Annotated in this window: 13 protein-coding genes; 5 read left to right on the top strand and 8 right to left on the bottom strand. The window is 69.6% G+C overall.

The features are described 5' to 3' along the window. Position 1: 1 nt before the first annotated feature. On the top strand, positions 2 to 649 hold the full coding sequence (locus VZL07_RS16210; protein WP_426756444.1) for a pilus assembly FimT family protein: 648 nt from the start codon (positions 2 to 4) through the stop codon (positions 647 to 649). Between the two features lie 71 nt (positions 650 to 720). Here the strand turns inward: VZL07_RS16210 and ileS are convergent, their stop codons facing one another. The 7 genes from ileS to VZL07_RS16175 form a co-directional block, all read right to left on the bottom strand. Then, complete coding sequence (ileS, locus tag VZL07_RS16205) at positions 721 to 3,621, bottom strand: isoleucine--tRNA ligase (protein ID WP_426756443.1); 2,901 nt, start codon at positions 3,619 to 3,621, stop codon at positions 721 to 723. Between the two features lie 35 nt (positions 3,622 to 3,656). Further along, positions 3,657 to 4,343, bottom strand: a complete 687-nt coding sequence (locus tag VZL07_RS16200; RefSeq protein WP_426756442.1) for a hypothetical protein — start codon at positions 4,341 to 4,343, stop codon at positions 3,657 to 3,659. Positions 4,344 to 4,388: 45 nt separating this feature from the next. Further along, positions 4,389 to 4,712 carry a hypothetical protein gene (locus VZL07_RS16195; RefSeq protein WP_426756441.1) on the bottom strand — a complete coding sequence of 108 codons (324 nt, stop codon included), beginning with the start codon at positions 4,710 to 4,712 and terminating at the stop codon, positions 4,389 to 4,391. Between the two features lies 1 nt (position 4,713). Further along, positions 4,714 to 5,733, bottom strand: coding sequence for a pilus assembly protein (locus tag VZL07_RS16190; protein ID WP_426757300.1), 1,020 nt, complete (start codon positions 5,731 to 5,733; stop codon positions 4,714 to 4,716). Continuing rightward, positions 5,733 to 7,376 (bottom strand): Tad domain-containing protein, encoded by a 1,644-nt coding sequence (locus VZL07_RS16185; protein ID WP_426756440.1) that lies wholly within the window; start codon positions 7,374 to 7,376, stop codon positions 5,733 to 5,735. Before VZL07_RS16185 ends, VZL07_RS16190 begins: the two co-directional genes overlap by 1 nt. Beyond that, positions 7,373 to 8,155 carry a TadE/TadG family type IV pilus assembly protein gene (locus VZL07_RS16180; protein ID WP_426756439.1) on the bottom strand — a complete coding sequence of 261 codons (783 nt, stop codon included), beginning with the start codon at positions 8,153 to 8,155 and terminating at the stop codon, positions 7,373 to 7,375. Before VZL07_RS16180 ends, VZL07_RS16185 begins: the two co-directional genes overlap by 4 nt. Before the next feature lie 157 nt (positions 8,156 to 8,312). Beyond that, positions 8,313 to 9,743: a sigma 54-interacting transcriptional regulator gene (locus VZL07_RS16175; protein WP_426756438.1), complete on the bottom strand. Its 1,431-nt coding sequence runs from the start codon at positions 9,741 to 9,743 to the stop codon at positions 8,313 to 8,315. A gap of 78 nt (positions 9,744 to 9,821) precedes the next feature. Between VZL07_RS16175 and VZL07_RS16170 the strand changes: the two genes are divergently transcribed. Both VZL07_RS16170 and VZL07_RS16165 read left to right on the top strand, forming a co-directional pair. After that, on the top strand, positions 9,822 to 10,811 hold the full coding sequence (locus VZL07_RS16170; RefSeq protein WP_426756437.1) for an ATP-grasp domain-containing protein: 990 nt from the start codon (positions 9,822 to 9,824) through the stop codon (positions 10,809 to 10,811). A 164-nt stretch (positions 10,812 to 10,975) separates the two neighbouring features. Next, positions 10,976 to 11,647 (top strand): DsbA family oxidoreductase, encoded by a 672-nt coding sequence (locus VZL07_RS16165; RefSeq protein ID WP_426756436.1) that lies wholly within the window; start codon positions 10,976 to 10,978, stop codon positions 11,645 to 11,647. 60 nt (positions 11,648 to 11,707) lie between these two features. Here VZL07_RS16165 and VZL07_RS16160 read toward each other — a convergent pair whose 3' ends face one another. Continuing rightward, positions 11,708 to 12,697 carry a hypothetical protein gene (locus VZL07_RS16160; protein ID WP_426756435.1) on the bottom strand — a complete coding sequence of 330 codons (990 nt, stop codon included), beginning with the start codon at positions 12,695 to 12,697 and terminating at the stop codon, positions 11,708 to 11,710. 229 nt (positions 12,698 to 12,926) lie between these two features. On the opposite strand from VZL07_RS16160, the gene VZL07_RS16155 reads away from it, so the two are divergent. Both VZL07_RS16155 and VZL07_RS16150 read left to right on the top strand, forming a co-directional pair. Then, positions 12,927 to 13,931 carry a hypothetical protein gene (locus tag VZL07_RS16155; RefSeq protein ID WP_426756434.1) on the top strand — a complete coding sequence of 335 codons (1,005 nt, stop codon included), beginning with the start codon at positions 12,927 to 12,929 and terminating at the stop codon, positions 13,929 to 13,931. A gap of 186 nt (positions 13,932 to 14,117) precedes the next feature. After that, positions 14,118 to 14,978 (top strand): carboxypeptidase regulatory-like domain-containing protein, encoded by an 861-nt coding sequence (locus VZL07_RS16150; RefSeq protein WP_426756433.1) that lies wholly within the window; start codon positions 14,118 to 14,120, stop codon positions 14,976 to 14,978. Positions 14,979 to 15,090: the final 112 nt, after the last annotated feature.

Here is a 15,090-nt window from a genome sequence, read left to right as displayed (position 1 = left end):
CATGAAGCACTCACGCGGAATCACCTTGCTGGAGATGATGGTCACCCTGGCCATCGCCGCCGTTCTGCTGTCGGCGGCGCTGGTGGGCATCCAGACGCCGGTCGAGCGCCAGCGCGAGAACGAGGCCACGCGCGAGCTCTGGGCTGCCACGCTCCGAGCCCGGCAGCGCGCCATCTCCAGCAACCAGCCCGTCCGCATCGTCGTGGACGAGAACGTGGACCAGGGCGATGGCACCCGGCGCACGATTGCGCGCTGGGAGCAGCTCACGTGCGACAACACCTGGGACAACGCGAGCTGTCCCTCGGCGGACTGTGAGAACACCACCTGCCGTACCGACCCGGAGTGCTGCAGCCAGACGGGCGAGGAGATTGCCATTCCTCGCACCATGAACGCCGCGGCGATTCACGGCCTCTGCTACCTGCCCGGCAACGGCCGCCCCGTGCGCCCGGGCAACCTGGGCTGCATGCGGGACTCGCTCGATGACGTGGTCGCGATGGATGCCGCGGCCCCGGGCAACCTCCGCTTCGACTTCACGTCAGGCCGGGCGCGTAGCCTCATCATGGTGGAGCCCCGGACGGGGCTCGCCAGCGTGCTGGACTGCAACTCCCAGTCGGCCATCGACCGGGAGATTCCCGAGTGCGCGAACTGAGCGCGGCCGTCACCTGAAGTGATGCCCTCCCCGGCAACATCCGCCGGGGAGGGGCCCGCCAGCGAGGCCCGTCAGGCCGCCAGCGCGTCGCGGCACTTCAGGCACACCTCGCCGCCCTGCCCCACCGCTTCCGAGTACGTCCAGCAGCGCGGGCACTTCGCGCCATGCGCCGGGAGCACCTCGGCCGTCACGAGGACGCCTTCGCCGAAGGCCTGCGCCACCTCCAGCACCTGGGCCTGGTCGCCCTTCACGTCCGCCAGCTCCACCTGGCTGGTGATGAAGAGGCCCGGAAGCTCGGCCAGGTGCGCCTGGAGGAAGTCGCGCGCCGCGCCCTCCGCCGTCAGCACCACCCGCGCCTCCAGCGACGAGCCGATGCGCTTGTCCCGCCGCGCCGCCTCCAGCACGCCCTGCACCGCGCCGCGCACCGCGAACAGCTTCGCGTAGCGCTCGGCCAGCGCGGGCTCGAGCTTCGCCGTCGCCGTCGGGAAGCCGCCCAGGAAGACGCTCTCCGCCGGCTTGCCCGGCAGCGTCTGCCACGCCTCCTCCGCCGTGAAGCTCATCACCGGCGCCAGGAGGCGCAGCAGCACCGAGGCCACCTCGTACAGCACCGTCTGCGCGCCGCGCCGGGGCTGCCCGTCCGCGCGCCACGTGTAGAGCCGGTCCTTGAGGATGTCGAAGTACACCGCCGACAAGTCACCGGCGACGAAGTCCACCACCGTGGCGTAGACGAGGTGGAACTCGTAGTCCTCGTACGCCTTGCGCACCCGCGCCACCACCTCCGCCAGGCGCCCCAGCGCCCAGCGGTCCAGCGGCAGCAGCTCCGCCTCCGGCACCGCGTGCTTCGCCGGGTCGAAGTCGTAGAGGTTGCTCAGCGCGTAGCGGATGGTGTTGCGAATCTTCCGGTAGCCTTCCGACAGGCCCTTGAGAATCTGGTCCGACAGGCGCACGTCGTTGCGGTAGTCGCTGGCCGCCACCCACAGCCGCAGCACCTCCGCGCCGTACTGCTGGATGACCTTGTCCGGCGCCACCACGTTGCCGCGGCTCTTGGACATCTTCTCGCCCTGGCCATCCACCACGAAGCCGTGCGTGAGACACGCCTTGTACGGCGACACGTCGCGCGTGCCCACCGCCACCAGCATGGACGAATGGAACCAGCCGCGGTGCTGATCGCTGCCCTCCAGGAAGAGGTCCGCTGGAATCCGCTGCCGCTTCTCCAGCACCGCGGAGAACATGCACGCCGAGTCGAACCACACGTCGAGGATGTCCGTCTCGCGGCGGAACTCGCCCTTGCCGCAGCGCGGGCACTGGAAGTCCGCGCCCAGGAAGTCCTTCACCGGCGTGCGGTACCACACGCCCACGCCCTCCTTCTCCACCGCCGCGGCCACCCGCTCCATCAACTCGGGCGACACCACCGCCTCCTCGCAGCCCTCGCAGTAGGCGATGCAGATGGGCACGCCCCACGTCCGCTGCCGGCTGATGGTCCAGTCCGGCCGCGTCTCCAGCATGCCGCGGATGCGGCTGTGCCCCCACGAGGGCACCCACTGCACCTGGTCCACCTGCTCCAGCACCACCTGCCGGAACGTCTGCGTCCCGTGGAACGGCGCGTCCATGGGGATGAACCACTGGTACGTCGCGCTCAGGATGACCGGGTTGCGGCAGCGCCAGCAGTGCGGATACGTGTGCGCCACCGTGTCCGTGGCGCCATTGAGCAGCGCGCCCCTCTCCACCAGCAGCTGGATGACGACCGGGTTCGCCTCGAACACGCGCCGGCCTTCCAGCACCGGCCCCACCGAGTCGTCGTAGCGGCCGTCCGGACGCACGGGGTTGTAGATGTCCAGCCCGTACTTCAGGCCGACCTCGTAGTCCTCCTGGCCGTGCCCCGGCGCGGTGTGCACCAGGCCCGTACCGGCATCCAGCGTCACGTGCTCGCCCAGGATGACGCGACCGCGGCGCTCGTAGAACGGGTGCTGGTACGTCAGGTGCTCCAGCTCCTCGCCGCGCGCGTACGCGAGGATGCGCGAGGGGTCCACCAGCGCCGCCGCGGAGACCTCACCGCCGGGCAGCTCCACGTGCTTCACCGCCAGCTCGTCCGCCTTCACCTCCGCCAGCACCTTGGGCAACAGCTCCCGGGCCACGCAGATGACGCGCTCGCCGAGCTGGTAGAAGACGTACTCGAACTCGGGGTTGACGGCGACGGCCAGGTTCGACGGCAGCGTCCAGGGCGTGGTCGTCCAGATGACGAAGGCCACGTCCTTGCCCTTCAGCGCGGGCACCCGCTCCACCAGCTCCGCACCGGCCTGGAAGGCCACGTACACGGACGGCGAGGTGTGGTTCTCGTACTCCACCTCCGCCTCGGCCAGCGCCGTCTGGTCGTACAAGCACCAGTACACCGGCTTCTTGCGGCGGTAGAGCATGCCGCGCTTCGCGAAGGTGGCCAGCTCCCTGATTTCCTGCGCCTCGAAGGCGAAGTCGAGCGTCTTGTACGGCTGCTCCCACGAGCCGAAGACGCCCAGGCGCTGGAACTCGGCCTTCTGGATGTCGACGAACTCCAGCGCATAGGCGCGGCACGCCTCCAGGAAGGCGTCGCGAGACAGCGTGCGCTTGTCGATCTTCTTGTCCTTCAGCCGCTTCTCCACGGCCTGCTCGATGGGAAGGCCGTGCGTGTCCCAGCCGGGGATGAACTCACACCGGCGGCCGGACATGTTCCGGTACTTCACCACGATGTCCTTGAGGATCTTGTTGAGCGCGTGGCCCGCGTGCAGGTGGCCGTTCGCGTAGGGCGGACCGTCGGGCAGGACGAAGGGCTCGGCGCCCGCGTTCTGCTCCAGAATCTTCCCCCAGATGCCCCGCTCCGCCCACCAGCCGAGCATCCGAGGCTCGAGCTGCGCCAGGTTCCCCTTCATGGGGAACTCCGTGCGAGGCAGGTTGACGGAATCCTTGAAGTCCTTCTCCTTCGGGGGCGTGTCGCTCATGTCGACAGCGGCCGTAACACGCCCCGTCTGGGTCTTCAATCCGCGGTGGGACTCGTGGGCTCCTGGGCGACCGTCCTGCGCACCACCACCACCGCCAGCTTGCCCTCCTTCGTGGGAGAGAAGGACAGCTTGAGCTCCTCGTTCGACGAGCGGAAGAAACGCGGCTCCTCTTCGCGGAAGCCCAGCTTGCCCAGCTCGGTCCGGTAGAAGTCCTCCACCTCCGCCTGGGTGGCGTCCACGGCGTACGTGAGGGTGCGCGACGACTCGGCCTCGGCCTTCACCGTATCCGACGCGCCGGGGAACACCGGTGCTACCGCCGCCTGAGCCTGCCGTCCCTGCCCCAGGTTCGCCTCACCCATGTACACGGTGGTGGTGCCGTCCGGGTTGGCTTGGATGATGGCCGTGTAGGAGATGAACTGCTTGGTGTCGAGCGCGGTAATCATCGTCTCGCGCAGCAGCTGCGGCTGCATCGACGGCTTGGGCACGTGAAGCTCCCAGGCCTGGAAGCGCGACACCAGGTGCTGCCCGATGATTTCGGGCTTCTCCGCGCTCAGCACGGCGGTCATCCGCACCGGCACGCCCTCGGAGATGATGGTGCCAGGCACGTCCACCACCGCCACCACCTTGGGCACGTCCCATGTGAAGGGCAGGCGCTGGGCGCGGACCTCCGTGGCCGTCAACACCAGCGCTCCCGCCAGGAGCCCCTGCAGCACCTGCTTCATCCGTCACTCCACGATGGTGGCCGCCCCCTCGCGCCGGCCCGTTGGCTACTCGACGACCACGTCCTCGGCTGGGACATCGAACTCCTGCGGCTGCGGGCGCGTGCTCGTCTTGCGAGGCGACTCGATGTTGTCCCGGGGCGGGCAGCGCTTCGAACACGCCGCGAACTGCTCCTGGAACTTCCTGGTACAGCGCGAGGCGCAGGCTGCGTCCCGGCCATTGTTCGGGCACCGGGCCGTGCACTCCGCCAGCGTCGACCCGGCCTTGCCGCCACAGTCCGCCTCACACTCGGTCCGCCCCGCCAGCGCCGCCGGGGACGACAGCACCGCCGACACCAGGGCGAGTCGAATCCAACCAGAGAAGCGAATCATCTCAGTCGCAATCCTTTCCAAGGAAGCAAGCGCCCTTGCTGAAGCGCTGGAGGTGGGCCGCCGCGTAGGGCGCCGTGGTGATGCCACCCAGCGCCGAGCCCGGCGAGGTTCCCCAGATGCCCATGTTGATGGGGTCCATCAAGGTGGGGAACTGGTTGAAGTTGATGACGTCCTCGCCCGCGGCGCTGATCCACATCGTGCGCTCCTTCATGCCCAATCCCACCATGGCCAGGGCCGTGGGCGGCAGCGGGTTCCAGAAGAGCGCCTGCTCGGCGAGCATGCTGGCCGCGCCCGGGATGGCGAGCACCGTGGGCGCGTAGATGCTGAACACCGTGGCGTGGTACGGCGCGTTGGTGCAGGGCAGGAGCTGGTCCTGCATGAGGATGTTGCAGGTGGCGGACTCGAGCTCCCCGGCCAGGCCCCAGTCGTCGATGAGCATGGAGTAGCTGCCCTGGCAGTTGCCGCCCACCGGACGCCCCACCGCGCAGACCTGGAGGCTGGCGAGCGAATCCTCCAGGTTCCGCTGCTGGTAGAGTCCCGCCTCGCCCTGGTCGAGGAACGAGCGGGGGAAGCGCCACGCGCTCAGGTTGGCGGACGCGCGGCACGCCGTGCCTCCGTTGTCGCGATACGCCGCCCGGGTGACCACCGCGCCGCCCCAGTCGACACCCACGCCCATCTCACACGAGACGCGCATGTTGTCGCCCCGGGTCAGGGCCTGGGTGATGCTCGCGCCCGCCGTGGCCGACAGGCCGTTGAAGTCCGCGTAGCGCGCCTGCGCGTCCTCCGCGGCATCATCCATGGAGTCGCCCGCAGGGTCGTAGTTCACGGGGATGAAGTGCATCTGCCCGTGCGTGCCGTCCCAGAGCGCGGAGATGGCGGCCTCCTGCACCTTCAACGACAGGAAGCCCACCTCGGCGAAGTGGATGCCGAAGGCGATGACGGTGACGAAGAGCGTGACACCCAGGGCCGCCTCGACCAGCGACTGGCCCCGTGCCCGCCTGGCGCGAAGGGTCTTCTTCATCATTGGATTCCCCTGTAGCCCACATCACGCAGGGCCCGCAGCGTCCGGGCGGCCGCCGGCGCGCTGATTCCGAGCGTCTCCTCGGCATCGTCGAGCCCGGACTCATCCGTGTCCGCCGCCACCAGCGTGGCCCGCCAGTAGGGATTGAGCAGGTTGGGCGGCTCGCTCCAGTGGTGGAACGCCACGCTGTGGCCGCGGTGGAAGTAGGCGATGCCCGTGGCCATGGCCGTCTGGACATCGTTGGGCGTCCCATCCGCCATCTGGAAGCTGCGGTTGTCGAACTGGGTGCCGGTGCTGCCCCGCTCGAAGCGGAAGCGGAACGAGTAGTCCCACGGGTCCAGGCTGCGCGTGCGCAGGTTGCGCTGCACCACCGCGAAGTTCTTGGGCTGGCCGTAGTTGTTGTCGCCGCCGTCCAGCAACTGGGTCAGGTTGTAGTCCAGGAACAGCGGCCAGATGCCCGGGCAGCTCGACACCGGGTTCATGCAGGGCATCAGCATGTGCCGCATCCGGGGACTGGGGTCGCTGCCTCCCGTCCACCGGTGCTCTGGCGTGGGCATGAAGCCACCCGAGGTCACCAGGCTCGCCTCGACGCTCTCGGTGCCGCCCACGGCGGAGGGGCACGGCGGGCCGCCGCCATTGGCAATGTGATTGTAGAGGTAGAGGATGCTGCCCTCGTCCTCGGCGGTGATGGCGGGCGCGAAGGGCGGCAACATCGGCATTTGCCGCCCCTTCTTGCCGAAGTGCGTCGTGCCCTGCGTCGCCACCTCCACCAGCACCATGTCCGGCGGCGGCACGACCCACGCCAGGTTCGCCAGGTGCGCGACGTAGTCCATGTCCTGCCGCCACGTGACGAAGTGGAAGCCGCGGCTGCCCATGGCGGCGTTCACCGCGTGCTGCACCGTGGCCGGCACGTCGCACACGGCGCCGCCGCTCGTGCAGGCCAGCCCGCCGGTGAGCTCATCGTTGTTGACGCCGCCAATGGGAGGCACCTGCCACGCGGCATCGGTGGGGTTCGCGCCGGGGTTGATGTTGGACAGAATCTGGTTGGCGAACCGCTGCGAGTCCACCGCGTCCTTCAGCTCCTGGTAGTTCTGCTGCTGGGCGAGGTAGAGCGCGTTCTGCGCCAGCTGGTGCCCGCGCATCTGGAGCGCGAACATGGGCTCATATGCCTGGAACACGGCGTCGACGCGCTGGTCCTCGGTGCGCAGGTCCCGCTGGAGGCGGTTCAGGTCGCGCAGGCCCTTGTTGCCACAGCGGCAGCGCCGACGGCAGGACGAGCTCTTCCAGGCGCACGGGCAGCCGGTGATGACGTTGAGCTGGTAGGGCCACTCCCAGTCGCTGTAGCCGCCGCGCGCGGCGTTGAGCTGCGCGCGGTAGAGGCTGGCCCAGCTCACCAGGCTGGCCGCGCCCGCCTGCGCCACCGCGTGCGCAATCTGCACGCGGTTGATGATGGCGATGTTGTTGAAGGTGCGCGCGGTGGCCACCGCGTTGGAGAAGGCGGCGGCGTCCGCCACCGTCTGGGCCTCGATGCGCTCACGCACCTTCATGGTGAAGGACAGCGTCAGCGTCACCATCAGCACCATGAGCAGCGTGCCCAGGGCGAACAGGACCAGCGTCTGGCCTCTAGAATGGGAGCGCTTCATCGGGGGCAGTCCATGGAAGCGAAGTGGCGCGCCTTGACGGGCGTCATCATTCGCATGGTGAAGCTGGTTTCAATCGGGAACACGTACTCGCGGCGGGCCACGCGGTCGGCCAGCTCGGTGCGGACGTCGCCGGCGAGCTCGTAGGGGTCGCTGAACTCACCCGTGCCCCAGTTCGCCCGGCGCTCGGCGAGTATCAGCGGGTTGGCGTCCGTGTAGTCCTGGATGCCCAGCTGCGCGAGGAACATCCGCGACATCACCCAGTTCGCGAACGGGATGCGCATGGGGTACCAGTAGATGAGCCGCACCTCCAGGCGCCGCAGGTGACCGGGGTCGTCGAAGCCGCGGTCCTGCGGGCTCTCCACGCCGCCGCCGGCCAGGCTGCGGTTGATCCACACGATGCTGCCGGTGTGCACACCGTCCAGCCCGGGCTGGTAGCGATTCCCCCGCCGCGCCGCGAAGGCCGCCGCCAGCCGCTCGGGCGCGCCGAAGCCGCCGCCGTGCTCACCGCCGACCTGCGGCACCTGCATGCCGACGAAGGAGTGGAACGAGGGCAACAGCGAGAGGATGGCCGCGTGGGTCATCCGCTCGCACTCGCCGTGGGCGACGCTGCCCGCACGCGTCGCCCGGAAGGCCGCGTACTGCGCCAGCACGCGCGCCTGGAGCATCAAGAAGAGCTGGAGCGTGCCCAACACCAGGAACACGACGAGCGGAAGCGACAGAGCCGCCTCCACCATCGCCTGGCCGGACTGCCTCCCGCGGCTCGGACGCTGTGAATTCATGGCGAGCGTATGTTCCGGGGATTCTGCCGCGATCGGACATACGTCAACTTGACGGGGCGTTCGGCGCATCGAGCCCAGGAGAACACGGCTTTGCGACAAGCGCGTTTTTCTGGACTGAAACAACCGAGTTACACCGCCCGGTTGCTCGGACCTGGGGCTAGCGCGACTTCATCCCCTTTGTATCCAGCTGGTATTTCTTCACCAGCCGTTCAATTGACTTCCGATGGAGCCCGCTCTCACGGGCGGCGCGAGACAGGTTCCCTTCGCAGCGCGTCAAAACGCTGGTGACGTACTCGCGCTCGAAGTTCTCCAGCAGCTGCTCCTTGGCGTCCTTGAAGGAGAGGTGCTCGTTGAAGGGCAGCGGGCCCTCGCGGACCTGGCCTCGCACGCGGGGGGGCAGGTGCACGGGTTGAATCTCCTCGCCCTCACTGAAGGTGAGCACGTGAGACAACACGTTCATCAGCTCGCGAACGTTTCCGGGCCACGAATAGGACATCAGCAGGCCCAGGGCCTCCGCGGAGAAGCGCTTCTTGCCGTGCTTGCCGACGACCTCCGGGTCCGCGAGCGCGCGCTTGAGAATGAGCGGGATGTCATCCCGGCGCTGGCGCAGCGGCGGAAGCTGGATGGTGATGACGGAGAGGCGGAAGTAGAGGTCCTCGCGGAAGCCGCCGCCCTGAATCTCCTTCATCAGGTCGCGGTTGGTGGCGGCGATGACGCGGCAGTCCACCTCGATGACGTCGTTGCCGCCCACGCGCCGCACCTCGTGGTTCTCCAGCACGCGCAGCAGCTTGGGCTGCAGGTCGAGCCGCAGCTCGCCCAGCTCGTCCAGGAAGATGGTGCCGCCGTGCGCGCGCTCGAAGGCGCCGGGCCGCCCGCTCACCGCGCCGGTGAAGGCGCCCTTCTCGTGGCCGAACAGCTCGCTCTCGATGAGGTTGGGCGGAATGGCGCCGCAGTCCAGCACCTCCAGGGGCCCCTTCGCGCGGCCGGACAGCTCGTGGATGGCGCGCGCCACCAGCTCCTTCCCCGTGCCCGTCTCGCCCTGGATGATGACGGACACGTCCATGGGGGCGATCTTCTTGATGAGGCCGAATATCTGCCGCATCTTCACGCTCTGCCCCACCATGCCGCACAGCTCGCCCTCGCGGTCGGGCTCGATGGTGACCTCCTCGTCCAGCGGCGCGAAGGTCAGCAGCGAGGAGCCGGCGCGAATCTGCGAGCCCGGTGACAGGTAGGCCCGCTCGATGCGGCGGCCGTCCAGGAAGGTGCCGTTGGTGGAGCCCAGGTCCACCAGCAGGTAGCCACGCTCCGTGAATTGGATTTCGAAGTGGTGACGGCTGGCGGTGCGGTCCTCCACCAGCACCAGGTCGTTGCCGGGATGCGCGCCGCAGCGCAGGCGCTCCTTCTCGCTCACCACGGAGCGGCCAGTGTCCGGCCCCGAGGACACGGACAGGCGGCACTTGTGGAGCTTCACCGTGGTGCGGGGGTCCACCACGAGTGTCTCACTCAGCAACGGAGAGGGGTTCAGGTCTTGTCCGACGTCGCCGGGACTGGTGTGGATGTCGTCGGGGTGCAGGGGGGGAGCACTCATCTGCGCGCGAAGATAGCAAACGCCCCCCACGAGGCCCGCCTCTCGCGGGCGTCCGTGATAGGCTCTCGCGCCCCGTCCATGCCCTCGCGAAAAGTGAAGCCGAAGAAGGCCCCGGCCCTGCCCGGGCCCCAGGCACCCGAGCATCCCGAGCGGCCCCCGCGCCGAGGGCGTGCGAAGCGGACGGTGGTCGTCCTGTCGCGCAAGCGCTCCCTGTATTCGACGCGGCGGCTGGTGGCCGCCATCCGCGAGCGGGGCCACCGCCCGCTGGTGCTGGACACGCTGCGTTGCTGCCTCCTGCTCGCGCAAGACGCACCGCGCATGACGTACCGCGGTGTGGAGGTGCGCGGCGTGGACGTGGTGGTGCCGCGCATCGGCGCGTCCATCACCGCCTACGGGCTCGCGGTGGTGAACCACTTCGAGATGATGGGCGTGCCGGTGCTCAACCCGCCCACGTCCATCGCGCGCAGCCGCGACAAGCTGCGCGCCCTGCAGTACCTGTCGCGCTCCGGGCTGGACATCCCTCGCACCGTCATGGCGCACGACCGCAGCAACGTGCGCCGGCTGGTGGAGGAGGTCAACGGACTGCCCGTCATCATCAAGCTCATCAAGGGGACCCAGGGCGTGGGCGTGATGATTGCCCACACGCTGCCGGAGGTGCAGACCATCCTCGACACCTTCTGGGACCTGGGGCAGGAAATCGTGCTCCAGGAGTTCGTCGCGGAGAGCGAGGGACGGGACGTGCGGGCGCTCGTGGTGGGCGACCGCGTGGTGGGCGCCATGCGCCGCAAGGCGAAGACGGGCGAGTTCCGCTCCAACATCCACCGCGGCGGCGAAGGGCAGGCCATCGAGCTGTCCTCGCAGTACGTGGAAGCCGCTGTGCGGGCCGCACGCATCGTGGGCCTGGAGGTCGCGGGCGTGGACATGCTGGAGGGCCGCGCGGGCCCCCGGCTGATGGAAATCAACTCCAGCCCCGGCTTCGAGGGCCTGGAGCGCGCCACCGGCAGGGACATCGCGGGGGCCATCGTCGACCACGCGCTGGCATATGCCGCGGCGAAGCGCACCGGGTGAGCGTGAACCCGGTCGCGTGAGGTTGCTTGCCTGCTTCCGAGCGAACACGCAGCCGGGGCAAGGCACCTTGCATGCTCCTCAGGAACTCAGGAATGCATCCGCGGCCCGTGGGTCTTGAGGAGTTGGCAGCGACACGGGTGGCCCTCTAATCTGGCGGCCCTCAAATGAAAACGCTGCACAAGCCGCTGCAGATCACCGTCTACCAGGACGTGCTGTGTGCCTGGTGCTACCTCGCCGACCTCCGCCTGGAGGTCTTGCGACAGGAGCTGGGCGACGCCGTTCGCTGGAGCGTCAGGCCCTATCCCCTGCGTGTTCACGACGTCCTGCCCACCGCGCGAGAACAACGCGCGCTGGTGGAGGAAGTCGAGCGCGCGCAGCGCGAGCCGGACGCCGCCGCGCGCCTGCTGTCGACGGACCTGTGGCTCGGCGGAGATCCGCCGCGCACCAGCGTGCCGGCGCTGGCGGCGCTCGAGGCGGCGCGGCTCCAGGGTCCACAGGCCCGCGCGTTCCTCGCCCGGGCCATGCAGCGCGCGGCGCTGGAGCAGGGCGTCAACGTGTCCCGCACGGACGTCGTCTTCGAGCTGGCCTCGCGCGTGGGCCTGGCGATGAACGAGTTCTCCGCCGCCTTCCGCTCGGAGGAGACGCGGCGCCTCATCCTCGACGAGCACCGCGACGCGTCCAACCGCGGCGTGCGCGGCGTGCCCACGCTCGTCATCGGCGGCCGGTGGATGCTGTGCGGCCTGCGCGAGCTGGCCGAGTACCGCGAGCACATCCTCGCGTGCCTGGGCAAGGTGTCCGTGCCCCGCTCGGGCTCTCCCGACCGCGTCGTGCACTGAGGCCTCGCGCGTCCCGGGGCGCCGCGCACCGTGCGCGGCGGGCCCCGCGTGGACCGCGGCTCAGGCCTCCTCGGCGCCGTTGCTGAGCGCCAGGTGGAGCCCGGCCAGCATCAACTGGAAGAGGCCCAGGGCGGGAATCCAGCCCACGCAGCAGGCGAAGACACCCGCGGTCAGCATCACGCCGCCCAGCAACAACGTCCCCACGATGGCCAGCCGCTGGCCCTTCGCGTAGACGAAGCAGCGGCGCAGCGTCTCCACCGCGCCGGGCGACTCGGTCCGGGCCATTTCGGGCTGCATCAGGACCAGCGGCGTGAGCAGCCACGCGCCCGGGAAGATGTAGAGCGCGAGGGCCGTGACGCCCATCACCGCGAAGCCGGGCGCCAGGGAGCGCACGGCCGCGTCCAGCTCTCCCCCCGTCAGGTCCGCCAGCGCCGTCAGCTGCTCATAGGACACGGTGCCCGTCGCCAGGCCCGCGCCCACCGCGCCCACGACGATGAGCACCAGCAGCGGGACGATGAGCACGAAGGAGAGCAGCAGCGCGCCCAGGTAGGGCAGCACCTTGCCGAACTGGCTGAACACCCGCCCCAGCTCCGCGCGCTGACCGTTGAGCACGTCCATGCTCATCCGCAAGAAGCCCAGCGTCACGGCGCCCTGGATGACGTAGGACGCGACCATCCCCAGGACGACGGCCAGGATGGTGACGGCGAGGTTGTCCACCGCGCCACCGATGAGCGAGAAGATCTGCGAGAAGACCTGCCCCGCGAACGATGCGGCCAGGACGATGAGCACGCCCACGCAGAGCATCACCCACTCGCGCTTGAAGCCGGCCCACGACAGCTCCAGCAGCCCGGAGATGCTCCAGTTCTCCCGGGTCAGCGCGAACGACTGCCCCACGCCTGCGCGCTCACGGCAGGCCGGACACCAGGCTTGCGAGCCACCCTCGCCGCACGTGCGGCACATGAAGTTGCCGCAGCGAGAGCAGGTGCTCACCGCCTGGAACTCCGGATGAAGCGGACAGCTCGCGCCCGCTCCGGACTCAATCTCCGACATGGTGCGTCTCCCCTCGTGCGGCGCCTCGCTCTGGACGGGCAGCACGCACATCTCCCCCTACACCACCCCGGAAGTGTCCACCAGCGGACGGCGGCGCTATCGTGGTGGCGGCGGGCATCCGGAAGCCGCGTGGATCCGGGCGTGAATTTTCTCCAGGCCCGTCCGTCTCCCTCGTGTGGCCGCAAGGTGGACGTCTCGCCAGTCCACTCCCGCCCAGGAGAATCATCACATGCGCCGCCTGCTTGCCCTCGCCGTTCCGATTGCCCTGATGATGGGCACTGGCTGTGTCGCCCACGTCCACGGCCCGGCGCATCACGTGCCCGTGGATGTCATCGAGTACAGCTACTCGAGCGACCACCCCATCCCTGACGACTATGGCGGCGGCTGGTGCCCGTACTCGCACGTCCACGTCCACGAATACCAGCCGACCACGACGTACTACGTCTACTCGGACAACGCGTACTACTACCAGGGTCCCTCGGTGGTCTGGTACTGGAACGACCACCCCCACGCGCACGGCGGCATCTGCAACCTGCGCGGGCGCCACTCCCACGACTACTACCCGACGGTGGGCAACCTCTACCGGTACGAGCGCAACCGCGGCTACGTGTGGAGCCGCACGCACAGCGCTTCGGCGGGCTACGGCTACGTGCGTCCGGCGACGCGCCCCGCCCGTCCCGGCATGCCTGGCAACACCTACGGCGGCACGCGGTCTCCGCCGGGGGGAAGGCAGTGGAGCACGCAGCCTTCGCGCAGCCAGGGCCACAGCTCGAACGGCAGCTGGGGAAACCGCCCCGGCAACACCCGTCCCGGCAACACCCGCCCCAGCAGCAGCGCTCCGCCTCCGGGCCGGTCCTTCAGCGGCTCGTCCAGCAGCAACTCCGGAAGCGGCCGGAACAGCCCGCCCGCGGGGCGCCCCGCGCGCAGCAACACGTCGCGGGATGATGACGACAAGAACCCCAGCGGCAACCGCTGGGGGAGCAGCAACGGCTCCAGCAGCAACAGCGGCAGCAGCTCGAGTGGCAGCAGCTCCAGCGGCTCTGGCTCCCGCTCCAGCTCGAGCGGTGGGTGGGGACGCGGGAACAGCAGCTCCGGCAGCAGCAGCTCGGGGTCCAGCTCCGGCGGAGGCTGGGGCCGCGGTGGCAGCAGCGGCGGCGGGAAGTCATCCTCGGGCTCCGGCTCGCCTCCGCCCGGACGCTCGGGTTCCTCCAGCGGCAACGGCCGCTGGCGCTGAGCACCGCGACGACAGCTCGCCGCATCGTGAACGACGCCGCGTCCCACTCCGGGGCGCGGCGTTGACGTTTTTCGGACAGCACATCGCGCTCGGAGCCCATGGCAGGCGTCATCGCGGCGTCGACCAGGGGACGAACCGCGGGGGCGTGGATTGCCGCTCCGCGGGGCCGTGAGGAGCTTGCCCTCGATGAAGCGTCCTCTCCTGATGCTCTCATGTGTCCTGCTGGGACTTTCACCGGGCTGCGGCCCTGGCGACTCCACACCCGACCCCGGCGTCCAGACCGAGGACGCCGAGACCGTGGACCTGGACAACCTCCGCATCGGCGTGAGCGGCAGCGTGGACCTGCTGCCCGAGGCCCGGAGGCTGCTCGAGGCCCGCGGGCTTTCGACACCGTCACTGGCGGCGGCGCCCCTCACCCTCGCCGAGCCCTTGCGGCTGGCGGTCAACGACCCCAACGCCACCTTCGGCACCTCGCCGGTGTCCGAGGATGGGACCTTCACCATCAGCGACGTGCCCGTGCGGGAGATGCACCTGAGCCTCGTCGCCGGCGTGGAGGCCGCCGGGCTCGTGCGCGCGCATACCGTCGTCTACGACGCCGCCTTCACGGGCGCGCGTCCCCGCACCGACCTCATCGACGTCCGCGTGTGGGCCCTGCCGGAGGCCTTCCACAACGCGCTCAGCGTCGCGGTAGGCGAGGGCACCATCCGGGGGCACACCGCCAACCAGGCGGGCACGCTGCGTGACGCGGGCTTCGTGCTGGGCCGCGTGGTGGACGCGGCCGGCCTGCCCGTCGCGGGCGCGAAGGTGGCCCCTGACCGCGAGGACCTGGCTGGACGCATCTACTACCCCTCCGCGGACTTCAGCACCGCAGGCCAGGCGGGGACCGGGCCGGACGGCCTGTTCGTCTACGTCCACTCGGGCCTGGACGCGGACACCTTCCTCCTGTCCGTCGAGGGCCTGGAGGGCTACGTCCCGCGCAACGTCGGCGTGGCCCCGGGATGGGGGCTGGTGCTCACCCTCCATCCCGGCCTCTACCCGCCTCCCTAGTCAGCGCCGCGCCATCCGCTCGCGACACGACTGCTCGGGGCCTGGTGCCCCAGGCGGTGGTCGGCCCCATGTTCCGTGGAAGGCACCTGAGGCCCGAGCCAGATGTCTGGTG

The sequence above is a fragment of the Pseudomyxococcus flavus genome (assembly GCF_050038885.1).
In the GTDB taxonomy this organism is placed as follows: domain Bacteria; phylum Myxococcota; class Myxococcia; order Myxococcales; family Myxococcaceae; genus Myxococcus; species Myxococcus flavus.
The sequence above is the reverse complement of the archived record's forward strand: the minus strand, read 5'-3'. Positions and strand labels throughout refer to the sequence as shown.